The 24,084-nt window shown below is 51.8% G+C and carries 18 protein-coding genes and 2 pseudogenes; 11 read left to right on the top strand and 9 right to left on the bottom strand.

The window, feature by feature from the left end:
• The first annotated feature begins 8 nt into the window (after nt 1–8).
• The 4 genes from AC4PCC_RS00175 to AC4PCC_RS00160 all read left to right on the top strand — a co-directional run bounded on the left by AC4PCC_RS00175 (nt 9) and on the right by AC4PCC_RS00160 (nt 4,099).
• Complete coding sequence (locus AC4PCC_RS00175) at nt 9–572, top strand: DNA-3-methyladenine glycosylase I (RefSeq protein WP_492125998.1); 564 nt, start codon at nt 9–11, stop codon at nt 570–572.
• Between the two features lie 111 nt (nt 573–683).
• Nucleotides 684–1,346: an OmpA family lipoprotein gene (locus tag AC4PCC_RS00170; protein WP_492125997.1), complete on the top strand. Its 663-nt coding sequence runs from the start codon at nt 684–686 to the stop codon at nt 1,344–1,346.
• 241 nt (nt 1,347–1,587) lie between these two features.
• Entirely contained in the window at nt 1,588–2,604 is a 1,017-nt protein-coding gene (locus AC4PCC_RS00165; RefSeq protein ID WP_492125996.1) for a LacI family DNA-binding transcriptional regulator, read from the top strand.
• 931 nt (nt 2,605–3,535) lie between these two features.
• Nucleotides 3,536–4,099 carry a hypothetical protein gene (locus tag AC4PCC_RS00160; RefSeq protein WP_492125995.1) on the top strand — a complete coding sequence of 188 codons (564 nt, stop codon included), beginning with the start codon at nt 3,536–3,538 and terminating at the stop codon, nt 4,097–4,099.
• 149 nt (nt 4,100–4,248) lie between these two features.
• Here the strand turns inward: AC4PCC_RS00160 and AC4PCC_RS00155 are convergent, their stop codons facing one another.
• Nucleotides 4,249–4,944, bottom strand: a complete 696-nt coding sequence (locus AC4PCC_RS00155; RefSeq protein WP_492125994.1) for a hypothetical protein — start codon at nt 4,942–4,944, stop codon at nt 4,249–4,251.
• Between the two features lie 1,036 nt (nt 4,945–5,980).
• Here AC4PCC_RS00155 and AC4PCC_RS00150 point away from each other — a divergent pair.
• Both AC4PCC_RS00150 and AC4PCC_RS00145 read left to right on the top strand, forming a co-directional pair.
• Nucleotides 5,981–7,699, top strand: a complete 1,719-nt coding sequence (locus tag AC4PCC_RS00150) for an ABC transporter permease (protein WP_067700490.1) — start codon at nt 5,981–5,983, stop codon at nt 7,697–7,699.
• A gap of 35 nt (nt 7,700–7,734) precedes the next feature.
• Nucleotides 7,735–8,520: an ABC transporter ATP-binding protein gene (locus AC4PCC_RS00145; RefSeq protein ID WP_492125993.1), complete on the top strand. Its 786-nt coding sequence runs from the start codon at nt 7,735–7,737 to the stop codon at nt 8,518–8,520.
• Between the two features lie 1,223 nt (nt 8,521–9,743).
• On the opposite strand, the gene AC4PCC_RS00140 is transcribed toward AC4PCC_RS00145, so the two are convergent.
• The 4 genes and pseudogenes from AC4PCC_RS00140 to AC4PCC_RS00125 all read right to left on the bottom strand — a co-directional run bounded on the left by AC4PCC_RS00140 (nt 9,744) and on the right by AC4PCC_RS00125 (nt 13,875).
• Nucleotides 9,744–10,169, bottom strand: a complete 426-nt coding sequence (locus AC4PCC_RS00140; RefSeq protein WP_492125992.1) for a hypothetical protein — start codon at nt 10,167–10,169, stop codon at nt 9,744–9,746.
• Nucleotides 10,170–10,173: 4 nt separating this feature from the next.
• A complete protein-coding gene (locus AC4PCC_RS00135) occupies nt 10,174–12,696 on the bottom strand; it encodes a glycoside hydrolase family 24 protein (protein WP_492125991.1) in 2,523 nt (840 codons plus the stop codon).
• A gap of 476 nt (nt 12,697–13,172) precedes the next feature.
• Nucleotides 13,173–13,544: pseudogene (locus tag AC4PCC_RS00130) on the bottom strand (relaxase/mobilization nuclease domain-containing protein); the annotation flags it as partial.
• Nucleotides 13,534–13,875 carry a MobC family plasmid mobilization relaxosome protein gene (locus AC4PCC_RS00125; protein ID WP_492125990.1) on the bottom strand — a complete coding sequence of 114 codons (342 nt, stop codon included), beginning with the start codon at nt 13,873–13,875 and terminating at the stop codon, nt 13,534–13,536. The gene AC4PCC_RS00125 and the pseudogene AC4PCC_RS00130, both read right to left, overlap by 11 nt.
• Nucleotides 13,876–14,342: 467 nt before the next feature.
• Here AC4PCC_RS00125 and AC4PCC_RS00120 point away from each other — a divergent pair, with 467 nt between their 5' ends.
• Complete coding sequence (locus tag AC4PCC_RS00120) at nt 14,343–14,768, top strand: hypothetical protein (protein ID WP_492125989.1); 426 nt, start codon at nt 14,343–14,345, stop codon at nt 14,766–14,768.
• Here AC4PCC_RS00120 and AC4PCC_RS00115 read toward each other — a convergent pair whose 3' ends face one another.
• Nucleotides 14,769–17,444, bottom strand: a complete 2,676-nt coding sequence (locus tag AC4PCC_RS00115) for a glycoside hydrolase family 19 protein (RefSeq protein ID WP_492125988.1) — start codon at nt 17,442–17,444, stop codon at nt 14,769–14,771.
• A 550-nt stretch (nt 17,445–17,994) separates the two neighbouring features.
• Nucleotides 17,995–18,292: pseudogene (locus AC4PCC_RS00110) on the bottom strand (Tn3 family transposase); the annotation flags it as partial.
• Nucleotides 18,293–18,521: 229 nt separating this feature from the next.
• On the opposite strand from AC4PCC_RS00110, the gene AC4PCC_RS00105 reads away from it, so the two are divergent.
• The 4 genes from AC4PCC_RS00105 (at nt 18,522) to ghrB (ending at nt 22,598) form a co-directional block, all read left to right on the top strand.
• Nucleotides 18,522–19,271, top strand: coding sequence for a sugar phosphate isomerase/epimerase family protein (locus AC4PCC_RS00105; RefSeq protein WP_492125987.1), 750 nt, complete (start codon nt 18,522–18,524; stop codon nt 19,269–19,271).
• Nucleotides 19,272–19,274: 3 nt separating this feature from the next.
• Nucleotides 19,275–20,231: a sugar kinase gene (locus AC4PCC_RS00100; protein WP_492125986.1), complete on the top strand. Its 957-nt coding sequence runs from the start codon at nt 19,275–19,277 to the stop codon at nt 20,229–20,231.
• A 71-nt stretch (nt 20,232–20,302) separates the two neighbouring features.
• Nucleotides 20,303–21,586, top strand: a complete 1,284-nt coding sequence (locus AC4PCC_RS00095; RefSeq protein ID WP_345829537.1) for an MFS transporter — start codon at nt 20,303–20,305, stop codon at nt 21,584–21,586.
• Nucleotides 21,587–21,623: 37 nt separating this feature from the next.
• Nucleotides 21,624–22,598, top strand: a complete 975-nt coding sequence (gene ghrB, locus AC4PCC_RS00090) for a glyoxylate/hydroxypyruvate reductase GhrB (RefSeq protein WP_492125985.1) — start codon at nt 21,624–21,626, stop codon at nt 22,596–22,598.
• A gap of 92 nt (nt 22,599–22,690) precedes the next feature.
• On the opposite strand, the gene AC4PCC_RS00085 is transcribed toward ghrB, so the two are convergent.
• Nucleotides 22,691–22,894: an Hha/YmoA family nucleoid-associated regulatory protein gene (locus AC4PCC_RS00085; RefSeq protein ID WP_492125984.1), complete on the bottom strand. Its 204-nt coding sequence runs from the start codon at nt 22,892–22,894 to the stop codon at nt 22,691–22,693.
• A 145-nt stretch (nt 22,895–23,039) separates the two neighbouring features.
• The gene (locus AC4PCC_RS00080; RefSeq protein WP_492125983.1) at nt 23,040–24,083 is read right to left on the bottom strand and encodes a fimbrial protein; all 1,044 of its coding nucleotides are present in this window, start codon (nt 24,081–24,083) and stop codon (nt 23,040–23,042) included.
• Nucleotide 24,084: the final 1 nt, after the last annotated feature.

The raw sequence follows: 24,084 nt of genomic DNA, 5'->3' as shown, positions 1-24,084 counted from the left end.
GAGTCACTATGCAGCGTTGCGGCTGGGTAACACCGGATCCTCTCTATCTTGATTATCACGATCGTGAATGGGGCGTTCCCCTAACCGATACCCGTTCGCTGTTTGAAATGCTGTGTCTTGAGGGGCAAATGGCCGGGCTGTCATGGCTTACCGTGCTAAAGAAGCGGGAGAACTACCGTCGCGCCTTCCACCAGTTTGATCCACAGGCGGTGGCGCTGATGGAAGAAGGCGAGGTGGAGAGGCTGATGCAGGACAGCGGCATTATTCGTCATCGCGGCAAAATTAACGCAATTATCGCCAATGCCCGCGCATTGCTGACGATGGAGGCGCAGGGTGAGGTTTTTAGCGCCTTTATCTGGGGGTTTGTAGATAATCAGCCGCAGATCCAACGCTATGACGACCATCGGGCTGCGCCCTCCTTCAGCCCGGTTTCTGACAGCCTGTCAAAGCAGCTGAAGAAGAGAGGCTTCAAATTTGTGGGCACGACCACCTGTTACTCATTTATGCAGGCCTGCGGGCTGATCAACGACCATACCACTGGCTGCTTTCGTCATCCCGATAATCTCAGGTAGCGCATCCTTACATTTTCAGAAGATTAAACCGTTTTATTCTCACATTTCCCGTTCATAATCGGCGTTTTACAGGCCATATGGCCTGCCGCTGTGTTTTGAGAGAGAAAGAAAATGAAAAAGCGTTATATCACCCTCGCTCTGGTTTTGAGCGGCACACTTGCCCTCTCGGGCTGTACCACTAACCCTTACACCGGTGAGCGTGAAGCAGGGAAATCCGGCGTGGGTGCCGGTCTGGGCGCCGCATTAGGCGCGGGCGTCGGCATGCTCTCCTCATCAAAAAAGGATCGCGGCAAAGGCGCACTGATCGGCGCAGCAGCCGGTGCAGCGTTGGGCGGCGGCGCAGGCTATTATATGGATGTGCAGGAAGCCAAGCTTCGCGACAAGATGCGCGGAACCGGCGTCAGCGTGACCCGTCAGGGCGATAATATCGTGCTGAACATGCCAAATAACGTCACCTTTGACAGCAGCAGCAGCAGCCTGAAACCGGCCGGGGCTAACACCCTGACTGGCGTCGCCATGGTGCTGAAAGAGTATCCAAAAACTGCGGTTAACGTGGCGGGCTATACAGACAGCAGCGGATCGCGTCAGCTAAACATGACGCTCTCCCAGCAGCGCGCGGACAGCGTAGCCAGCTCGCTGATCACTCAGGGCGTAGCCGCCAGTCGTCTCCGCACCATCGGCAGAGGGCCGGATAACCCCATCGCGTCTAACAGCAGTGCTGATGGCAAGGCGCAGAACCGCCGGGTAGAGATTACGCTCAGCCCGCTGCAGTAACCTTTGAAAACCGGGCCGCTCCGCTATGGCCCGGTTCTCTGCTCCCCACTGTACCTTCTCTGCCCTTTAACCCCGCGCTGCTCAGGCTCCGTTACCCCAGGCTGACGCAGAGAGATGGGCGGGATACCGCTTATGCTTTATGATGACCCGCTCAAACTGCCTTTATTCGAACTACAGTAGATGAATCGCGTCAGTAAAAGCTGAGGCCAGGCTTGTTATACCCCAATGCCCAAGGACCGCCATGAACCGTAAGGCCGCACGCGCTACTATTAGCGACGTTGCCAGCGCTGCTAAAACCGGGAAAACCAGCGTCTCGCGCTATCTGAACGGTGAACAGCACGCCCTCTCCCCCGATCTAAAACAGCGGATAGAAGCTGCTATCGCTGAACTGAACTACCGGCCAAGCCAGATGGCGCGGGGCTTAAAGCGTGGCCGCACCCGGCTGATTGGGCTGATTATCGCCGACATTACGAATCCCTATTCCATTGACGTGATGAACGGCATTGAATCCGCCTGCCGGGCGCAGGGCTTTACGCTGCTGATGTGCAATACCAATAATGAAGTGGATCAGGAGCAGCACTACCTGAATCTGCTGAGCAGCTATCAGGTCGAGGGGATTGTGGTCAACGCAGTCGGTATGCGCGAAGAGGCGCTAAGCCACCTTCAGCAATCCCTGCTGCCAATGGTCCTGATTGACCGCAAAATCCCTGACTTTGACTGTGACGTGGTCGGTCTGGATAACGCCGGGGCTGCCGCCATGGCTACCGATCACCTGATTGCCGGTGGCTTCAGGACGGTAATGTTTGTGACCGAGCCGCTCGGCATGGTGAATACCCGCCACGAACGCCTGCAGGCCTTTAAACAGACCATGTCCCGCTATGCGGATTGTCAGGCCGAACAGGCCGAAATCGCACTCGGTGATGCAGCCGCGCTTGACCGGGTGCTGGGGGATTTCTATCAGCGCCATTCGGCCCAACGCTGCGCCGTGATGGTGGTAAATGGGGCATTAACCCTTCAGGTCGCCCGCTCGATGAAGCGCCTGGGGCTGACCTGGGGCGAGCAAATGGGGCTACTGGGCTTTGATGAGCTGGAGTGGGCCGAGCTGGCCGGCGTGGGTATCACCACGCTGAAACAGCCTACCTGGCAAATCGGCTATACCGCACTGGAAATGGTGATACGCCGTATAGAGGGTGATACGCGCGCGCCCCAGGAGCGGGTTTACCCCGGCGAGCTGATTATTCGCGGCTCCACGATATAGGGTCACGACTTCCGATGTCATCTGTGGTGGGCACTGCGGCGCTTGCCATGATGGACGATGCCGTAAGGCCTGAAAAGCAGCAAATTTCTTGCTGGTCAGATAATGTTCTGGCGAATAATTATCTCCTAGATTAAAAATGTATTTAGCATGCATCTTCATGTTATTGGGCACCGCTTACTCTGCTTATAGCCATTTATTTATCCCCTAAAGACCCGCCTCATGAGAGCAGAAGATGGCCTGAGCGCGCTGCGCGTTCATCAACTGGAACGGTTTAAACCGGAAGAAACGGAAGTAAGATGAGCCGTGTTAGCGACTACGATCTTATAAAAATAATTAAAATTACATGAGTTTCATGATGGTGATGGTGATGGTGATGGTGATGGTGGAAAATATCAGAAGGGCGGCAGAGATGATGAGCATTCTATAAAGTTATTATAACTAATCTAAAAAAATCAGGTGAAAACACTGCATTTCCCGCTTCAGCAGGAGAAAATATTGCATTTTAGACTATGACGCATTGTTATATAATAATATCATTTACCTTAATGAGGTGATATTATAGCGAGCGTTCCAATAACTACGTATTACAATTGCTGCGAAAGATTCGGTGCATACTATTAAACGCATTTAAAGTTGTCTATTATCGATCCTAATTGCCTATTTTGGGTGAAATTGTAATTCAACGAATCAGGTTATCGTTACGCCCTTAATGGTCATCGTATCATTGGTATAATAAGTATGGTGAAAAACAAAGAATACTCTACCCGTTCAAAAGAACTGATTAAAAATCAGCCTATACTGTTGTTAGGAATAGCACAAAGGGTTTTCGTTGATAACTGGCCTTGATCAAGGCTGCTCTTAAAGTTATTACCTATCGAAATGAATTACTTGTTTTAATTTTTTTATCAACTATCTATTATTTGAGTTTAAAATGAAAAATACACTCCCCACGAAAATAAAAGCTATTGCAATTTTGTTTTTAATTGGCTCCGCAAGTGGATGTCAAACTAATTTGAATAGAGCCATGGAAGATTACAGCGGCGCTGATTCTGCAAAAATACGAGTTCTTGATAAAGGTGTTTTAAGCGCAAGAATTTATGACAAGATTGGAGATTGTTATAAGCCAACAGGAATAAGAAGATTAACATCATTTTTTATGTTGTCTCTTGTAAATCAAGGTGACACGACGGTCTCCTCAAGTAAAAAGATCAATATGAAACACTCAAGCAGTTTTGGTAATGCATCAGTTAATGAATACGTGATCCCAGCAGGAAAACTGTTGGGTATAATTAATAGAGCTGAAAATGTTTCTTATAGTGGAAAATCGTCATTTTACGAAAGCATTAACTATTTCATGCCTGAAGTAGATCATGAGTATCAAATATCCGCTGAATACAGCAAATATAATTCCAATCCAAACAGTGCAACAGTAGTTGATTTATCCACTAATAAAAATGCTACTTTAAATACTGAGGAGGTGAAGTTCTGCCCTTAGTCTTTAAGCATAAATTTAAATAACAAGTAGCGTTGTGAGATAACTTCGACCACTGGCCCTCAAGCCCTATAAAAAGGGTTTACCTTAAAAGAGGGCCGAAAAAACTGATATTCATTTTGGCCGTGTTCTATCACGGGATAAATTTCACGTCACGTACTGATATTTCTGATCCAGCCTTTCCTGCGCATATTCTCGCTACACTTGTCTTTTATACTGTCCGGGTTACCGGAGTATGAGCCAAATGAGAGGCCATCCTCTTCCATTTCTAAACGTGCGCAAACGCTATGCATCGCAACACTGACGACATTATCTATCACAAATTTCTTCACTCCTAACCGCGATGCTGCATCTGTAGCGGCATAGTGTAAAAGGTGGCTAATTCCTTTATTTTGCATATTCTCTGGGAGAAAAATATCGCTGTATCCTACCGTCGAATCGCCATGGTGCTCCGGATCTTCGTTGGATATATACATCTCCTTACTCCATCCTTTTTTTTGTTTTTCATCATCCATTTTTATGGTTAACGTTATTATCCGATCGCTTTCTTTTTTATTATCACGATGAATATCGACTGAGCCATATTCGGGATGACGAAAGCTAAAGGTATCGGCAAAAAGCTTCTTTTCCTCCGGCGAGACATTGTGCACATTATCTGTGGAACAGGATGGCGTACGGGCAACAGACGACCCTTGCTGCTGCAACGGGTTTACAGATGTGGGCCGGGCCATTTCATCTAATGCATTATCCTCAGAATGATTCGAGGGAATGCAGCAAAGCTGCCGTAAAATCTGAGAAGCTGAAGGCATGTCGTTTCCCTTAATATCTCTTTCATCATCTAAACCCAACGGACCTGCCTGTCGCACCCTCGTCGGATTCGCAATAGTTAACAAGAGGAGCGTTATTTCCTCTGCCAGTGAGTGTCAATAATCTATCAATGGTTCCCGTTGTTTATGCTCATCGCATCGCGGGTGCTGATGCTTCGCCCCAAATGCGCGGCCACTTTCGTGGTATAGGCGGTAGCATAGCCCTCTGTAACCCTGCCGGGGGAGGAGTGCTGGCCGCTAAATCACTGTTCCAGAAAGTGTGAAAGGTCGCGCTCCGTGGACAGGCAGACCACCGGGTGCAGCAATGCGCGAGTGCAGGCGCCGGGATGGATTCACGCCGTGCATCATAATGCTTCGCAGTGGAAAGCGGTTTTCCCGACGCGTTTCATTTTTTCTTAAACATCCTGACGTATATGTTTGGTTTAGTATTGTTCTGATAGTCTTGCTGAGCGTCAATAATAAGTCCAGAGAGGAAACTATGTTTAATAAAATAGCCGACGAACCCCCGTCGGGATTGGTCATTCACGGCTGATTATCCTCTGCACCTTAATAGTGTCAGTAGAGATAATCGGCACATAACTTCCCCGCAACCGGGGTAGTGATTATCTTTATTTCGATACTGTTATATCGAGGTGCATTATGCTTTTCAAAATTCCTGCGTTACCTGTTATCTCCGCTCACTGGAGCGATACGCGCCTGCCTGTCCTTTCGGATTCAGACGTGATCTCTTTCACTGCGCTGATAACGCCTGTTATCTCCAGAATCTCAAATACATACCGTACCCTGAAGCACCAGCTCAGGCAGAATCGTCAGCGCGCCATTAAAGCGCATATTGACAGCATTCTACCCTGATAAGAATGGCTAATCATCGGGTACATCGCTATTCAGAGCCTGGCAATTAACTCGCCCTGAAGCTGATGTACCCGGTAGTGCGGTGAATACCTGCATCTGAGTAAGCCCTGAATTAAACAGGGCTTAGTGAAGTGCGCGCTATTTACCGTAAACAGGCTATGGAATACCTCACCGGGTTATTTTTATTCTCTAAGAGCTTATCTACATGCAGCATATAAATAACAGGATACATCCAAAAGGATCTATCTTCAACGATGTTATCGTCATTACGCTCCTCCTTGCGATTACCGGCTTATTTATCTATGCCTGGCAGGGGATGCACGTCGCTTTTAATGGCACTTCTCTGCCTGAACTCAGCCAGAATTATAAGGACTTACCCTATTACAGCCTGCGCACCACCATGCGTCTGATGCTGGGATTACTCTACTCGCTGCTATTTTCCATTGTCTTCGGCGTGCTTGCCGCAAAGTTTGTCGCCATGCGCCGCGTGATCCTGCCCTTTGTGAACTTTATGGAGTCCGTGCCGCTCGTGGGGTTTTTAACCTTTACGACGGTGTTTTTTCTTAACCTCTATCCACACAGCGTGATGGGTCTGGAGGGGCTGGCAATCTTCGCCGTCTTTACCGGACAGGCCTGGAATATGATGCTAACCATGTACCAGACGCTGCGCGTGGTGCCGCACCAGCTGACCGAAGTCACCTCGGCATTTCGCTGTAATCCCTGGCAGCGCTTCTGGCGGCTGGGCTTTCTCTACTCTTTTCCTGGCCTGCTGTGGAATACGATGGTATCCCAGTCTGCCGCCTGGTTTGCGCTAACCGCCTCAGAAATGCTGACCATTGGCAGCCACGATATCAACCTGCCCGGGGTCGGTTCATGGCTGGGGGTCGCGATCGGCAACGGAGACGTTCACGCCGTTCTCTGGGGCGTATTCGCGCTTATCGTTAATATCGTAGTGCTGGATCAGCTGCTGTTCCGCCCGCTGGTTCGCTTCGCCAGCCAGTTTAAGTATGAAGATGTCTCTTCTGCACGGCAGCCCTCCTCCTGGTTTTATGACTGCCTGACCCGCTCCGCCACCGGGCAACTACTGGGACGTCTGGGTAGCAAATTCTGCCATTTCTGGCTGTTTGTTCTGCCCAAAGCCTGGTATCGGCTCAAACTGCATAGCCTGTTCTCTTTCCTGTCGCTGATGAACTGGCTATGGGCAAGCCTGTGGTATCTCGCCATCGTGGTGGCCTCTCTCTACAGCAGCTACCTGCTATGGCTTTACCTGCCTCTGCAATACCTGCCTGAGTTTCCTGCCTGGATGGGCCTGACGGCCGCCCGCGTTATCAGCGCGATGCTGCTGAGTATTGTTATTTTTACGCCAATTGGCGTCTGGATCGGCCTGCGCCCGCAGCTGGTACGCTTTTTCCAGCCGATTATCCAGATAATGGCGGCCATTCCGGTAAATGTTTTTTACCCGGTGATCACCGTCATCATTCTGACGTGGCACCAGAGCCTGGACGTCTGGACCGTACCGATGATCATGCTGGGCACGCAGTGGTACGTCCTGTTCAACGTGATTGCGGGCACCTCCATGATCCCCAGCCAGATGGTGGAGGTCAGCAGGGTATTTCGCGTCGGCGGTCTGATGTGGTGGACCAAATATATCCTGCCCGCCATTTTCCCCTATCTGGTGACAGGGATTATTTCTGCCGCCGGCGGTGCCTGGAATGCCGCGATTGCGGCGGAGGTGCTCAACTGGGGAAGCGTCACGCTTAAAACCACGGGTCTGGGAGCCTTTATCTCCACCACCACCGAAGCTGGCCAGAATCCGGAGGCCGCCCTGGGCTGTATCGCCATGTGCCTGATGGTGGCCCTCTGCGTGATTTTTATCTGGCAGCCGCTTTATCGCTATGCCGAGACTCGCTTCAAATTCGACTGATACGTTCAGGAAACTGTTTCTCTGGGAGAGACCCAATGAAAAATTGCCATCTTGTTTTAGAAATCAAAAATGCCTCTAAATCGTTTCAGAAAGATCGGAGCCAGGCGCTTCCGGTGCTGGAAAATATCAATATGGAGGTGACCGAAAACGAAATCGTCGCCCTGCTGGGCAAGTCAGGATCGGGTAAATCCACCCTGCTGCGCATGATTGCCGGGCTGGTCGATCCCAGCTTTGGCTCTATCGTCTGCAATGACCTGCCGGTAACAGGGCCGTGCCGTGATACCAGTATGGTCTTCCAGACGTTTGCACTCTTTCCCTGGCTGACCGTGTTTGACAACATCGCCTTTGGCCTCCAGGCCCAGGGGCTACCCGTGGATGAGATTGAACGCCGTACGGTAGATATGATTGAGCTAATTGGGCTGTCCGGCTACGCCGCGGCTTATCCAAAGGAGCTGTCCGGCGGCATGCGCCAGAGAATCGGTTTTGCGCGTGCGCTGGCGGTAGAACCTCAGCTACTGCTGCTGGATGAGCCATTCTCTGCGCTGGATATTTATACCAGCCACAAGCTGCGGCAGGATCTGATTGATCTCTGGGAGCGGCGCCAGATCCAGACCAAATCTATGGTGCTGGTCACGCACGATGTGGAAGAAGCGGTGGCGCTTTGCGATCGCATTTACCTGCTGACCGGCACACCGGGCACCATAACCGATGTGTTTGACGTTGATGCGCCGCGCGACACGCGCAGCAGAGAAAGCATGCAGCCGCTGGTCGACAGGATCAGTGAAACGCTAAATGCGCGAATTGCCGCCGCTCAGGTTTAGCCTCTCTGCGGCAGAGGGCCAGCCCGGATTAGGGTCGGCTCTCTGCCCGCTACTTTGCGTTATTGAGCCACTAAGCATCCTTAGATCAACTCGCCGATGACGTCAGGGTGGAATTCAGATGGACAAAATTAGAAGTCTTAGGCCCAACAAAGCGAAAATGCACTTTTACGCAGTAACTACCTGATATATAGAAATATAATTGACGTGTAAATCGCTCTCGAAATGGCTTATTTTTAATCGAAAAAAGGCATTTATCGGACAACGTTGTCTACCAATCGATCTTTCAGATGATAATTCCCTTTTTACCGTACATTTTCGTACGGTTGGCTCTCGCCCCCTATAAGGGATCTTACTTTTTATACAAAATAACACGATAATTCGAGTGGTTATTGAGTCTTAAAAGGGGGATGGCTGATAACATGCCTTCATGTCCGAACTGTAAATCAAACAGTGTGCGAGAACGTAATATTGGGAAGAAAACTGGTGGCGTAATTGGCGGAGTTAGTGGCGCAGCGGCTTTGTCTATCCTGCATCGTCGGTACAGTGTGGTGTTTTCGCGTCTTGGTTTAGGGGTTTGAAGCCCAACCGTACGAAACTGTACACTAAGTGCATTTTTTGAGCAGAACAGGCGAGTAAAGAAAACGAGAGTTTTTGTTTCCTCTTTCTGTTGATGCCAGTAGCCATGCGGTTTTTGGCCTCTCCTGTGTTAATAAAACCGGTAATCAAATCAATGTAAATCTGACCGATAATGCCATAAGTATATAAGTAAAATCATATATTTACGCTCTTAACGTAAGTTTCCATTCCATTGGGCTTCAAACCCCGGTTCCTGTTAGGTGGTTCGCTCCAGGCTGGACTATATGCACGAACTCCCCGTTTAGTCCGATTACCGCGCCCGTTCAGGTAACTATTATCTTGAGTCCAACACTGAAAGACACGAAAAATCGCCAGTGGCGGTAGCCATTGGTAACGGGAACAGTGCGGGAATGTCGGGGAAACGTATTAACAATGTATGTACATTACGCTTGAATAAATCAGCCTGTAGCGGCTAAACTGAAAGAACAAATTTGGTGACTGTTCCCGCTAAAGTCCAGTTACCGCCCAGATCCGAGAGTTGCAAGCTCAAAGTTCTGGTTTAAAAACCCGCCTCTCGGCGGGTTTTTTCTTTTCTGAGCAGAAGATTACGCGCAGAACAAAAGGATCTCAACTGATCCATTAATAAATTATTCGCATTTTGTCATATTTACTATTCCATCATGCGAGTATGACTGGACAAAATCAGGGTCTCCGGTCCAAAAATAATTATTTTTTTTCTTATCAAAAAAACCAAACCATTTTAAATTACCAGATTTATTTTTATATTCTAACTCGGCAATTTTCTTGCTTTTATCTATATCATCCCATTTTATATTCATCCCTCCGCGCCCAAGATCTAATGGGCCATCAAGATAAACATCAACAAAACCATCTTTGATTACAGAGTGTACAGAAATTACAATCTGATTGTCGTTGACAACTAATGAAGATGTTTTTTGTTCAAAAGGGAAATAAAAACCATCATCGTTGCAAGTGGTTGCCCATAAACCTAAATTATCGCTAGCATTGGATGTAAATGAAATAGCCAATAATAAAATAAAAAAACAGCGCATTTATTTATCCCTCTGATACATTTAAGATATAACCTACTGGGAGGTGAAGGTCGGTCTTACCGTCTAACTCATCTTTCAAGTAACCGTCATACAACCGCATAGCCTCATCTCTCGTCTTAGCTGGCTGCCCGTATCGACCTGGTGGAAGACTAGCCCATTCATAGCTCAAGAGATCTAAGGCGCCGCTTATATCACCCGTCATTATTTTCTCAAGAGATCCTTTTCTTTTAATTTTAAATATAATCACACAAAACTCATCTTGAGATAATGGGGTGAAATCACTTATTCCATATTTTACTCTTGCAGCAACCATCTGACGATCATCCCATGAATACCCCATGACTTGGTATGCTCCTGCGGCAGAGGAAGTTAATCCACTTCTGGTAATAGATACTTTAGGGTGGTCGCTAAAGTCCTTATGGTAATCTTTAACAAATGATTGCCCTCCAAATAAGGTTTCATATCCTTTATCACCAATAGTCCCTTCTCCGACTCTAAGCATTCTCATAAATGCTCGAACTCTTGCTTCCGCTAATGAAATGAAAGCTATATTTTTTATGGAATCCAAAAACGTCACAGGATGCATATGCCACGGCTCCGGCCCCATGCCCTCCACCTGCTTCATCCACGCCATTTTATCGATAAATGTTTCAAGGTAGGTTTTCCACAGCGCACCGTCCGTCGCCAGCGTGTCCAGATACGTCTTCCACAGCGGATCATCCTTGCCATAATACCACTCGCTGGCGTGTTTCGCGATAATGCGTTGCAGACGGTCGCGGTAAGAAACGATGTGGATAGCCTGAAGATACTCTTCAATCGAGTAATGCCCGTCCTTGTTGCTGTCAATCTGCTCCAGCAGCCGCTGGTAGTTATACTGATTCAGCGCATAGGCCGGTCGGGTTTCTGCCTGCGCGGCCGCCTTCAACTGCTCCAGAATGACCTTCACGATGTTATCCGGTTGCAGGGTGCCGTTTATCAAATCAAAGCTCGCCCCGGCTTTATTCAGCGTCACAAATCCACGGTCTGCCAGCGCATACTGCGAGATTTTTTGAACATCTGCGGCGGCAACCCAGCCCCCTTCAGGCCGTATCTGGTAATACGCCGGCTGACCGTCTGCCTCCAGCACCGGCACCTTGCTCAGCGTCAGAATGCCCGGCGCCTTCGTTTTGCGCGTGCTGTCCGCCATCTCGCCTTCGCTATTTTTGGCAAACAGCGTCGCGCCTTCCGGGTACTTAAGGAACGCCGGCGACTGCTCGCCCGCGTGCTCCGGGTTCGTCAGAAACGCCGGCAGACTGTCGTCCATGCTCAGGCACTCGATATGCATCTGATAGCGTGACCGCTTGCCGTTCTCCTCCGGCAGCTGGTAAAAACCCATATGCCCGATGCTGTCGCCGCCGCTAATCGCGACGGGCACGGACGGCACCACCACGTCACCAAACACCGGATGCCCCCCGGAGGCCGTCACCGTCTGAGGCGTCAGGCTGTCGCCGTCAGACACCACCCAGACCCGGTCGCCCTTTTTCAGCTTGCCCACGTCGCGCCCCTGCGTGACCAGGCTAAACGCGCGTGAAGCCCCGTCAGGGGTTTTGCCCGGGCGCGTCACCTGCTGCGCGGTATTGCCCGGCTCATACGTCAGCGGGAAGCCCGCCGTCAGCGCACCCGCCTTTTTCCCCTGCAGCACGTCGTCACTGCTCAGGTAATACTGCCAGTTCGTGCGGGCGGTGCAGTTGACGCTGCCGGCCGGCTGCGAACCGTAGGCCGGCGAGCATTTAGCCCACCATGAAGGCGCGGGGACTGACGGCGCGGCGGATATAAGGAAGCCCTGATCGGACACCGTCCAGACCTTCGTCCCGGCCGGCACCGTGACGCCCGCCGCGTTCTTCATCTCTGCGGCCATCGTCACCTCCGTGAACTGGCGGCCGTCGCTGTGGCGGGTAATGATATTGTTGCTCAGGGTGACAACCGTGTCTTTCGCCAGCGTGCCGCCGGCCTTCCCGGCCAGTACGTCGTCCGCGCTGGCGTAGTAGCGCTGAGTGCCCCTGGTTTTTCGTTCCAGCACCCCACCCAGCGGGGCGTACGCGGCAAAGGGGGCAAGCTGCATGTACAGGGTGTAAAACGTCAGCCCGCTGGCGGGCATATTGCCCGGCTGAATCCGGTGCCTGACCAGCACAAAGGAGGTGGACAGATGCAAATGCTCATCCCGCCAGGGAATGGCCTCGCTGGCGTAATCCCTGCACACCCGAAAGGCCACGATTTCGCCGTCCGCCATGCACCGAATGAACTGCTCCCCTTTGTAAGGCTGCCGGAGAGAGGCCTTCTCCTCCTCGCTGTCGGTGCTCAACGCGCACCACGGCACCGTTGCATCCGTAATGTGAATGCCCCCGTGCCACATCCCCTGACTCCCCACCAGATACTGCCCCGAACTTTCGCCGCCGAGGACGGCGAGCAGGTCTTCCGCTGAGGAAAACTCGGTGCCATTCCTGTTCGACGGCACCGGATAACTGATTTTTGGTAGTATTGCTGACATAAAATGTCTTCCCTGTTGTGTGCAATCCTCGGCCAGCGCGGGGACGCTCACGGCATCACCGGCTGACAATAGCCGCATCATACTCGCCGCCATCCCTAAGCCAAATTTTTTGGGTCGGGTAATACCCCCTTATGTTAAATCACCGACTTAACCCACCAAAATGCCCCCTAAAAGCGTCTCAGCGCTCCTCAGGGCGATTTTTAGACCTCTGAACATGGATAACCCTGCCTAAACCGGCTGAAAGTTTAGAACGCAATTGAGGGAACTTGAGCAGGATTGGGTTAGGGAGTTCGGTTCACCAAAATATCACCGCGAAAATGCCGAAATACAGTCACTGGGTAAAATCCAAGTGCCGCTATTTCCAGAACTTCCACCAGGACGAACGAACAGGCAGAGCCTCCACCGGCGAAGCCTCTTTTTTATGCTCTAGTAGAAGCATCGCCTGTTTCAGGCTGTCGATGTGGGACTGCTGGGGCAAACCACGGTTGCAGCCGTTTACCGCTCTGCAACTCGACGTTCGGCACCACAAAGTTCAGCTCGAGCCGCCCTTTGTCGCGGTGCTCAACCCACAGACAGGCGTACTGATCGGCGTCCAGTCCAGGCAGCAGCGCCTTTTCGAAGCTGGTCATCATCTTCTCTTTGGCATCCGTGGGAAGGTCGGATTCATGGAACGACAGCACCCCGGACGTGTATTTTTTGGCGTAGTCGCTGGCGTCAATCAGCACCGCGACGTCCTCCGGACTTCCCCGCAGCAGCACCGCCGCCTCGCGCTGCCGGTCGGCGCCCAAAAGGTAATCCACCGGCCCGCTGCCGGCGCCGGTACCGCGCGCGTGGAATTTAACGATCATGGCTGTACGCCTCCCGCAGCCGCCGCAACTCCCGCTCGATGGCCGCCAGACCGGCGCAGATGTGCACGGCTGGCAGTGCACCGCCAGCGACGGTGGCCGTGTTCACCTGTCGCGCTATCTGGTTCAGGTTATTACCCAGCCCGGAGAGCTGCCGCAGCAGCGCCGGGTCAACGGCCGGGGGCGGACGGCGGCGTTTTTTCGCCACCGGTTCGCCCAGGCACACCGAACGCATCCATTCCGCCAGGCGCGGACGGTCGCAGCGGTCGAGCAACGCGACGTGTTCGGCAACAGTCACCCGCAGGGTCAGCATTTTGGTGCGCTGTTCGGACATACAGGGGTTCTGCGACGGAAACCTGGATTTTTCTGCACCCAGTAACTGCGGGGTTGTTACAAAACGACCAGTTGCGTGACAATGTTCAAAACACTCATTTTGATGCTGAAATCGGTCATATAACCTGTAATTTATTTAACATCATGCAAAACATGTGAGTCTTTAGCTTGGTGACGGAATTTTCTGAGGTTCCGGCATAGAACCCCAGCTCAAGGTTCTGGCTTAAAAACCCGCCTCTCGGCGGGTTTTTTCTTTTTTGATCAAGAGATTACGCGCAGAAAGAAAGGATCTCAAGAGATCCTTTCTTAATAATCCCAACATGAGGACCAACTCGGCTTCGGTCTCATTTAAGACAGAAAGACGTACACTAAACACCAACTTTCGATTTAAAATACGTCGCATTGTTCGTAAACTTAAAAATTCTCAAGAGATAATGGATTTCTTTATAACAATAGGGTGAATTAATCATGAGGTTAAAAAAAACAACCACGGTCATTTTAATTACATTAATGACACTAAGTTTTAATGTAATTGCAAATGATTTGATATTCAAATGCGACATGAAAAACAAAAAGCACGTCAGCCTATACAAAGACTTGGAGTACATTACATATTCTTTTGGAAAAAATAACCTTCCTCCTGATATTGAATTAAAAAGAAAAAAAGAACAACTTGATATAAATATAGGCAATTCATCAGGGAGATATTTAACTAATTCAATTGAAATAAATAATGGGGTTTATAGCTACAGATTAACAACAAGCGTTGACCGAATAGCTGACGAACAAATCCCAAAAACTTCACTAACTGTGATGAAAGATGGAAGGGACCTCACTTCCCTTGATTGTATAAAGGGAAGTGAGGTTGGCGCACTTATAGCCATTGATGATTAATCAATAAACACCTTGGAAGATTTTTCTAGCTAAAAAATCTTCCAGATTTTCATATCTTAATTTTTTCTCATCCAATGAAAGTCCGCTATTCACTATATTTGTAACAGCCAAAGACACATCTAAGGAGTATCCTTTATCAGCCTGAATATATATTTCATTATCATCCCAAAAAGCTAGAGCAGATCTCACCGCATACTTTATATCATCTGCCAGCAACTCCGGTTTGTTTACAAAATCAATATCACCACCCCATTTCAACACATGGTATTCAGTGAATTTTTTATAATTACTCCTTCCAGTCAATTGCTTCATACCACGCCCACGATAACGCCACCCATCTCCTGGCATATTATTACCATTTCTTCCACCATAGGCTTTATTAGCAATATTTTCCTGATTTGCCGCATGGGAGGATGTACGCCCATCCAATTCTTGTTCAGCTGGATTTCGTCGATAATACGAGAAGAAAACAGGCAACGCAGCTGGCGCATAATTCAAGTTTTCACTAATAGAAAAGTTAGCCCCCGCCTCCTGACGAACCTGAGCCATAAAGTGGTACAACCGGAATTCACTGTTCAAATGACACAAATCTAAATTGGCGTTTAGTTCAGTCGCTACCTGTTGCAACGTATCATCACTGGCATAACGGCTATCAACCCATATTTTTCTAAGCATGGCCAAAGTGATAAGCCCCCCCTTAGGGGTTATCGCATCCAAGAACGTCACCGGATGCATATGCCACGGCTCCGGCCCCATGCCCTGTACCTGCTTCATCCACGCCATTTTATCTATAAATGCTTCAAGGTAGGTTTTCCACAGCGCACCGTCCGTCTTCAGCGTATCAAGATACGTCTTCCACAGCGGATCATCCTTGCCGTAATACCACTCGCTGGCATGTTTCGCGATAATGCGTTGCAGACGGTCGCGGTAAGAAACAATGTGGATAGCCTGAAGATACTCTTCAATCGAGTAATGCCCGTCCTTGTTGCTGTCAATCTGCTCCAGCAGCCGCTGGTAGTTATACTGATTCAGCGCATAGGCCGGCCGGGTTTCTGCCTGCGCGGCCGCCTTCAACTGCTCCAGAATGACCTTCACGATGTTATCCGGTTGCAGGGTGCCGTTTATCAGGTCAAAGCTCGCCCCGGCCTTGTTCAGCGTCACAAATCCACGGTCTGCCAGCGCATACTGCGAGATTTTTTGAACATCTGCGGCGGCAACCCAGCCCCCTTCAGGCCGTATCTGGTAATACGCCGGCTGACCGTCTGCCTCCAGCACCGGCACCTTGCTCAGCGTCAGAATGCCCGGCGCCTTCGTTTTGCGCGTGCTGTCCGCCATCTCGCCTTCGCTATTTTTGGCAAACAGCGTCGCGCCTTCCGGGTACTTAAGGAACGCCGGCGACTGCTCGCCCGCGTGCTCCGGGTTCGTCAGAAACGCCGGCAGACTGTCGTCCATGCTCAGGCACTCGATATGCACCTGATAGCGTGACCGCTTGCCGTTCTCCTCCGGCAGCTGGTAAAAACCCATATGCCCGATGCTGTCGCCGCCGCTAATCGCGACGGGCACGGACGGCACCACCACGTCACCAAACACCGGATGCCCCCCGGAGGCCGTCACCGTCTGAGGCGTCAGGCTGTCGCCGTCAGACACCACCCAGACCCGGTCGCCCTTTTTCAGCTTGCCCACGTCGCGCCCCTGCGTGACCAGGCTAAACGCGCGTGAAGCCCCGTCAGGGGTTTTGCCCGGGCGCGTCACCTGCTGCGCGGTATTGCCCGGCTCATACGTCAGCGGGAAGCCCGCCGTCAGCGCACCCGCCTTTTTCCCCTGCAGCACGTCGTCACTGCTCAGGTAATACTGCCAGTTCGTGCGGGCGGTGCAGTTGACGCTGCCGGCCGGCTGCGAACCGTAGGCCGGCGAGCATTTAGCCCACCATGAAGGCGCGGGGACTGACGGCGCGGCGGATATAAGGAAGCCCTGATCGGACACCGTCCAGACCTTCGTCCCGGCCGGCACCGTGACGCCCGCCGCGTTCTTCATCTCTGCGGCCATCGTCACCTCCGTGAACTGGCGGCCGTCGCTGTGGCGGGTAATGATATTGTTGCTCAGGGTGACAACCGTGTCTTTCGCCAGCGTGCCGCCGGCCTTCCCGGCCAGTACGTCGTCCGCGCTGGCGTAGTAGCGCTGAGTGCCCCTGGTTTTTCGTTCCAGCACCCCACCCAGCGGGGCGTACGCGGCAAAGGGGGCAAGCTGCATGTACAGGGTGTAAAACGTCAGCCCGCTGGCGGGCGTATTGCCCGGCTGAATCCGGTGCCTGACCAGCACAAAGGAGGTGGACAGATGCAAATGCTCATCCCGCCAGGGAATGGCCTCGCTCGCGTAATCCCTGCACACCCGAAAGGCCACGATTTCGCCGTCCGCCATGCACCGGATAAACTGCTCCCCTTTGTAAGGCTGCCGGAGACAGGCCTTCTCCTCCTCGCTGTCGGTGCTCAACGCACACCACGGCACCGTTGCATCCGTAATGTGAATGCCCCCGTGCCACATCCCCTGACTCCCCACCAGATACTGCCCCGAACTTTCGCCGCCGAGGACGGCGAGCAGGTCTTCCGCTGAGGAAAACTCGGTGCCATTCCTGTTCGACGGCACCGGATAACTGATTTTTGGTAGTATTGCTGACATAAAATGTCTTCCCTGTTGTGTGCAATCCTCGGCCAGCGCGGGGACGCTCACGGCATCACCGGCTGACAATAGCCGCATCATACTCGCCGCCATTCCTAAGCCAAATTATTCGCGGCGGGTAATAACCCTTACGTTGAATCGCTCAAAAAAGCGATCGGGATACGCATGGCCTGCCCAAAAAGTGACGACAATCAACAATCGAAGGCTTGGAATACCTTCAAAAGACCACATTTATATTATGGGTAAATTCACCCATCTTATTGGCATGAAAAGAAAGCGGAATGCCAGTGTATAACAACAGTAAAACTGTTACGAAAACAGAACATCCGGCCAAGTTCGAAAAAATTTGGAATATCGGAGAAAACTCAGAACACCCTGGGCTCTATGAGTGCAAATCATACTTGTATGAGGATGTCACTAATCGCAAATGCGAAAAATTACATCTTTGCTCAAATTGCATAGGGAAAGGGAAAACAGACACATTGCAACTATTAGTTCTAAGCCCATAACACCTGTTCACCGCACCACCTCAAACCCCGATAAGCTCCTATGCGTGGATTATGCCCTGCTTCAGGGAACAGGAAGCCCGCATCATTTCATCCCAGTGACTTTCAATTCTGGGTAACTCCACATATCCTCTTGCCAGTTCATCCCGTGCGCCGTATATGGACGCTTTTATCGATCCGCAAGAATATGACTTCTCCGGCATCCGCCAGCCGCGGAGAAAACTGATATCCCGGCGGCCAGAACAGACCAAAAATAACGTCGCTGGCACCGGCTGTGTCCGTCATAATCTCGACCGGATTCAACCCTGTCTGTTGCTCCAGAAGGCCTTCCAGCACGTAAATAAAGCATTAAAGACTGGAAGATTTCCTGCACAAAAAATATTATGTGCCGCACCTTCACATCCCTGATAATCACCCCGAACGCCACCCCGCTCTGCTTTTCAGAACTTCCTTAAATTAAATTGTTTACATCGTGAGCGCGATCATAAAACCACACTCTTCTCCTTTGCTTTGGAACCGGTTCCATTTAACGTTTTTGTAACGTCATGGCCGTTTGAGCCAGGAGAATGCGATGAAAAGAGACATAATAGTGGTAACCGCTGCCTATGGCCGCGAGTGTGTTGAACAACGGGGTGGCCAGCAGGCTTTACTGCCGATCGTTGCGGAGGCAGGTGCAGACGGCGTGGAGATCCGCCGTGAGCTTTTTACGGCAGAGGCCCTGAATCATCTGGCTGAAACAGGTGCCGCCATTGCCCAGGCGCGACTTAAGGCCGTTTATTCGGTGCCGGAAGCGCTGTTTACCGCGCAGGGTGAGCTTAACCCGCATATCGACCACCATCTTGCGGAGGCGCAGCAGTTAGGCGCGCAGCGGCTAAAATACGCCTTGGGGCACTACCCGCGTGATGTATGTCGTCAGCAGCTACAGCAGCATCTTTCCGGGCAGCCGGTTGAACTGTTAGTGGAAAACGATCAGACCGGTGAGGGCAAACTTGCTGCGCTGGAGGGCTGGTTTAACGACGGCGGGGGCGCGCAGAATGAAACGGGCATGACCTTCGATATGGGCAACTGGCTGTGGGTCGGAGACGATCCCCTTGCCGCGGCGGCGCGCCTCAGCCGCTTTGTCCGCTATATCCACGTTAAGGCGGCGGTGGCAGATAAATCAGGCTGGCGCGCCATTGCGCTGGATGAGGCTGATAACCTCTGGCGTGAAACCCTGGCGCGGCTGCCTGGCGATGTGCCGCGCGCGATAGAATTCCCCCTGGTGGGCAATGATTTGGTTGCCATCACCCGACACTACGTTGATCTGCTGCGAAAGGAATAACCGATGACCACCCATAAAAACGGCACGCTCGATGCGGTCACAATTGGCGAAGCGATGGCGATGTTTGTCGCCAGCGATACCGGGGACCTCGCAGCGGCTGAGCGCTTCGTTAAGCGTATTGCCGGTGCCGAACTTAACGTCGCCATCGGCCTGGCCAGACTGGGGCTGAAGGTTGGCTGGGTCAGCCGCGTGGGCAATGACTCGTTTGCTCGTTTCATCTGCCAGCAGCTGGAAAAAGAGGGCGTTGATTACCGCCGGGTTACGACGGACGATCGCTTTCCTACCGGCTTCCAGCTGAAGTCGAAGGTTGATGACGGTTCCGACCCGCTGGTTGAGTATTTTCGTAAAGGATCGGCCGCAAGCCATCTCTCCGTGGATGATTTTGACCGTGACTACTTTGGTGCTGCCCGCCATTTGCACCTAAGCGGCGTGTCGGCAGCCCTGTCGGCTTCATCCCTGGCGTTGTCAGAGCACGCTGCGCAGCAGATGAAGCAGTCAGGCAAAACGATATCGTTCGATCCTAATCTGCGTCCGGTGCTGTGGCCGAGTGAGCGCGAGATGGTCAAACAGCTTAATATGCTGGCGGGCTATGCCGACTGGGTGCTACCCGGCATCAGCGAAGGCAAAATACTGACCGGTCACCACCAGCCGGAAGCCATTGCTGACTTCTACCTCGACAAGGGGGTAAAAGCAGTGATTGTGAAAACCGGCTGCGACGGTGCCTGGTACAAGACCTCGCAGGGCGAAAAAGGCGTCGTTGAAGCGATTAAAACCGACAACGTGGTGGATACCGTGGGGGCCGGTGACGGCTTTGCGGTTGGCGTCATTAGCGCCCTGCTGGAAGGAAAAACGCTGCCGCAGGCTATCCGGCGTGGCAATAAAATCGGCTCACTGGCGATTCAGGCCATCGGTGACAGTGAAGGCTTACCGACCCGCGACGCGCTGGGTGACAGCTATTGATACCCGGAAAATAACGCTTAACTCACTCAGTGACACAGCCGGCGTTAGCCCCTCACTCAAGAGGTATTACGATGGAAAAGAGTAAAATCGCGCCTAAACGCTGGTGGTATATCATGCCCATCGTGTTTATTACCTACAGCCTGGCCTATCTCGACAGAGCGAACTTCAGCTTTGCGTCGGCAGCGGGGATCAACGATGACCTCGGCATTACCAAAGGCATGTCATCCCTGCTGGGCGCGCTGTTTTTTCTGGGCTATTTCTTCTTCCAGATCCCTGGCGCGGTGTATGCAGAGCGCCGCAGCGTCAAGAAACTGGTGTTTGTCTGCCTGCTTCTGTGGGGCGTCTGCGCCTCGCTGACCGGTATGGTCAGTAATATCCCGATGCTGGCGGTGATCCGTTTTGTCCTCGGCGTAGTGGAAGCCGCCGTCATGCCCGCCATGCTTATCTATATCAGCAACTGGTTTACGAAATCCGAGCGTTCCCGCGCCAATACCTTTCTTATTCTGGGTAATCCGGTCACCGTCCTGTGGATGTCGGTGGTGTCTGGCTATCTGATTAACGCCTTCGGCTGGCGGGAGATGTTTATCTTTGAGGGCATTCCGGCGGTGATCTGGGCGGTAGCCTGGTGGTTTATGGTGCAGGATAAACCGGCACAGGCAACATGGCTGAGCGCCGACGAAAAGGCTGCTTTGCAGGCGCAGCTGCAAAAGGAGCAGGAGAATATCAAGGCGGTGCGCAACTACAGCGAAGCCTTTAAATCCCGTAACGTCATTATTCTGTGCATGCAGTATTTTACCTGGAGTATCGGGGTATACGGTTTTGTACTCTGGCTGCCGTCGATTCTGCGCAACGGTACCCAGATGGGGATGGTTGAGGCAGGCTGGCTTTCCGCCGTGCCTTATCTGGCCGCCACGATCGCCATGCTGGTGGTTTCATGGGCGTCTGACAAATTACAAAATCGCAAACTGTTCGTCTGGCCCCTGCTGCTGATTGGTGCGCTGGCGTTTTTAGGCTCCTGGTTTATCGGTGCCAGCCACTTCTGGCTCTCCTTCTCGCTGCTGGTGGTAGCGGGCGCGGCAATGTATGCCCCTTATGGACCATTCTTCGCCATTATCCCGGAGATGCTGCCGCGCAACGTTGCCGGCGGGGCGATGGCGCTGATTAACGCCATGGGCGCGCTGGGGTCGTTCCTCGGCTCCTGGGTGGTGGGCTATCTGAATGGCTCCACCGGCAGCCCTTCTGCATCGTATATATTTATGGGGGCGTCGTTGCTGATCTCCGTGTGGCTGACGCTTATCGTTAAGCCCGCCGCGAATACTCAGCCACCGCTGGCTAATGGCGCTAAACATGCCTGAGCCCGATCCTCAACCTTTTGCAAATAGGGAGCAAAGAATGAAACCTTCAGTGGTGTTGTATAAGACCTTACCCGATGATTTACGCGCAAAGCTCGACGATCATTTTACGGTAACCGAGCTCAGCGACCTGAGTCCGGAAACGCTGAGCAGGCATGCCGACGCGTTCGCGCAGGCGGAGGGTATCCTGGGCTCCGGTGGCAAAGTTGACGCCGAATTCCTGCAAAAAACGCCAAAGCTGCGCGCGGCCTCAACCGTCTCGGTTGGCTACGATAATTTCGACGTTGATGCCCTGAACGCGCGCGGCGTGGTACTGATGCACACGCCAACCGTGCTGACGGAAACCGTCGCCGATACCATGATGGCGCTGGTGCTGACCGCCGCACGACGCGTGGTTGAGGTTGCCGATCGGGTGAAAGCCGGTGAGTGGCAGGGCAGCATCGGCGCAGACTGGTTTGGGGTTGACGTTCACCATAAAAAGCTGGGCATTCTCGGGATGGGCCGTATCGGCATGGCGCTGGCACAGCGCGCTCACCTTGGCTTCAGTATGCCCATTCTGTATAACGCCCGCAGGCATCATGAAGAGGCCGAACAGCGCTTTGACGCCACCTGGTGCGATCTCGACAGGCTGCTCAGTGAGTCTGATTTCCTCTGCATCAGCCTGCCGCTGACCGAAGAGACGCATCATTTGATCGGGCGCGAACAGCTGGCGAAGATGAAACCGGGCGCAGTGCTGATTAATGCCGGACGCGGGCCGGTTGTTGACGAAGAGGCGCTGATCGCCGCGCTGCGCGACGGCACTCTGCACGCTGCCGGTCTGGACGTATTCGAGAAAGAACCCCTTCCTGCTGACTCACCGCTGCTTACGCTGCCAAACGTGGTGGCCCTGCCCCACATTGGCTCTGCCACGCATGAAACCCGCTACGGCATGGCGAAGGATGCGGTCGATAACCTGATTACCGCCCTGACCGGCAGGGTCGATAAAAATTGCGTCAATCCGCAGGTACTGAGGTAATCACCTCTCCGGGGGGATCGCCGATCCGCCCGGGCTATTCTGACGCTGCCCGTTTGCCCCATCACACTCAGCCCCGGCAAGGGATAAAGAGATTATTTAACAAAAGTCCACACTGCCGCAGGGACGCGATCGTACAGGCGTCCGGTGACCAGTTCGGCCTTACGATGATCGTATGCGCTGGCAATGATATCGACAAGCATTGCTGGACGGGTATGGATAAGGTGCTCATACACCTTTTCAAGCGTTTCAAGCCTGGAACAGCGGCGGAAGTGCAGCAGAAATTCATGTCTGGTCATTGTTATCACCTTATAAAATCATGGGGAAATCCCTCCCGGAGATTTACCGCACTGGGTTTATGTCCTTTAATGCGAATAACCGAAACTGCTTTTTTTAAAACCTGCCACCCGGATAAAACCTGAAAAAAACTGACGCAAAGCCCGACTATTTAAAGGTGACATCCACGTTTGCCGAGGCAGAAAAAGGCCCTATCTGCGGACTGGTATTAAGCCATTTTAGACTTGCGAAAAAATCCTTCTGTACAACCTCGCCATTAATAACACCGAGAGGGACAGGTGTGTTCATTTGAATCGCCTTTCCGGGGGTTTCTGCCTGGGAAATAACGATACCAAACCCACTTTTACTAGTCGGTAATATAACGCTCATATCCCTGACTGGATAAGTTGAACTAAAGCTGGCTTCCAGCGTCTCGCCCTGGCAATCCTGTCCGGAATCCTTGTCTACCAGGCTGGTAAGGATTGAAAAAGGCACCTGCTTCTCGATTTTACCCGCCACCGCGTTCAGTCGTGATATATGACCAAATTCAACGGTACTGCCGTTATTACCCGCGATCGTGATTTTAGGGTTGCAGGAAATAAACTTTATATTCCCCAGTCCGGTAATATAAGCATTAAAATTACTGTCCCTAATCGAGTTGAGACCCAGAACGCCATCCACCTGAAAGAGAGAGTAGGTTCCGTTGTCATTGATTTTACCCCCCGCAGGCGGCGGATTGCCTGTCGATTTTATATAAACGGAATAGGTTACGGTCACTGTTAATGGCTCAGCGGGTGTATGGCAACCCTTGTTGTACCGTACGCACCGGGTAGCAGGCCCGACGTCACTTTTAGCACCTTTAACCGGTTTAATATCAATAGATTGATAAGTTACGCCCACTTCAATCGAGTTATGGATCCGTCCCATTGCGTTAGCAGGATCCCAGTACAGATAGGCGTTCTCTCCCTCAGGGTGCCAATGGTCATCCGTACATGTAAATTTGGACGTATAGGACTGCGAACGCCACAGCAGCGTACCTGCCGCTTTATTTGCCGTTGAAACATCAATGGGCTTATCAAGATTGATAATCTGTCTGACACTACCCGACTCACCCCGGCACGCCAGGGCAAAACTATTTACTGAATATCCCAAAGAAAGGATTAATAACAGGCTAAACAATGGCCATTTACTAATATTTTTAAGATGGTGCATG

The organism is Erwinia sp. L03-1 (assembly GCF_058686115.1).
Note: the sequence above shows the minus strand (reverse complement) of the source record. Positions and strands in the feature narration are given on the sequence as shown.

Excerpts from the sequence above, each read along its gene's own strand:
- AC4PCC_RS00175 (WP_492125998.1), top strand. The coding sequence starts at position 9 with ATGCAGCGTTGCGGCTGGGTAACACCGGATCCTCTCTATCTTGATTAT.
- AC4PCC_RS00170 (WP_492125997.1), top strand. The coding sequence starts at position 684 with ATGAAAAAGCGTTATATCACCCTCGCTCTGGTTTTGAGCGGCACACTT.
- AC4PCC_RS00165 (WP_492125996.1), top strand. The coding sequence starts at position 1,588 with ATGAACCGTAAGGCCGCACGCGCTACTATTAGCGACGTTGCCAGCGCT.
- AC4PCC_RS00160 (WP_492125995.1), top strand. The coding sequence starts at position 3,536 with ATGAAAAATACACTCCCCACGAAAATAAAAGCTATTGCAATTTTGTTT.
- AC4PCC_RS00150 (WP_067700490.1), top strand. The coding sequence starts at position 5,981 with ATGCAGCATATAAATAACAGGATACATCCAAAAGGATCTATCTTCAAC.
- AC4PCC_RS00145 (WP_492125993.1), top strand. The coding sequence starts at position 7,735 with ATGAAAAATTGCCATCTTGTTTTAGAAATCAAAAATGCCTCTAAATCG.
- AC4PCC_RS00140 (WP_492125992.1), bottom strand. The coding sequence starts at position 10,169 with ATGCGCTGTTTTTTTATTTTATTATTGGCTATTTCATTTACATCCAAT.
- AC4PCC_RS00135 (WP_492125991.1), bottom strand. The coding sequence starts at position 12,696 with ATGTCAGCAATACTACCAAAAATCAGTTATCCGGTGCCGTCGAACAGG.
- AC4PCC_RS00125 (WP_492125990.1), bottom strand. The coding sequence starts at position 13,875 with ATGTCCGAACAGCGCACCAAAATGCTGACCCTGCGGGTGACTGTTGCC.
- AC4PCC_RS00120 (WP_492125989.1), top strand. The coding sequence starts at position 14,343 with ATGAGGTTAAAAAAAACAACCACGGTCATTTTAATTACATTAATGACA.
- AC4PCC_RS00115 (WP_492125988.1), bottom strand. The coding sequence starts at position 17,444 with ATGTCAGCAATACTACCAAAAATCAGTTATCCGGTGCCGTCGAACAGG.
- AC4PCC_RS00105 (WP_492125987.1), top strand. The coding sequence starts at position 18,522 with ATGAAAAGAGACATAATAGTGGTAACCGCTGCCTATGGCCGCGAGTGT.
- AC4PCC_RS00100 (WP_492125986.1), top strand. The coding sequence starts at position 19,275 with ATGACCACCCATAAAAACGGCACGCTCGATGCGGTCACAATTGGCGAA.
- AC4PCC_RS00095 (WP_345829537.1), top strand. The coding sequence starts at position 20,303 with ATGGAAAAGAGTAAAATCGCGCCTAAACGCTGGTGGTATATCATGCCC.
- ghrB (WP_492125985.1), top strand. The coding sequence starts at position 21,624 with ATGAAACCTTCAGTGGTGTTGTATAAGACCTTACCCGATGATTTACGC.
- AC4PCC_RS00085 (WP_492125984.1), bottom strand. The coding sequence starts at position 22,894 with ATGACCAGACATGAATTTCTGCTGCACTTCCGCCGCTGTTCCAGGCTT.
- AC4PCC_RS00080 (WP_492125983.1), bottom strand. The coding sequence starts at position 24,083 with ATGCACCATCTTAAAAATATTAGTAAATGGCCATTGTTTAGCCTGTTA.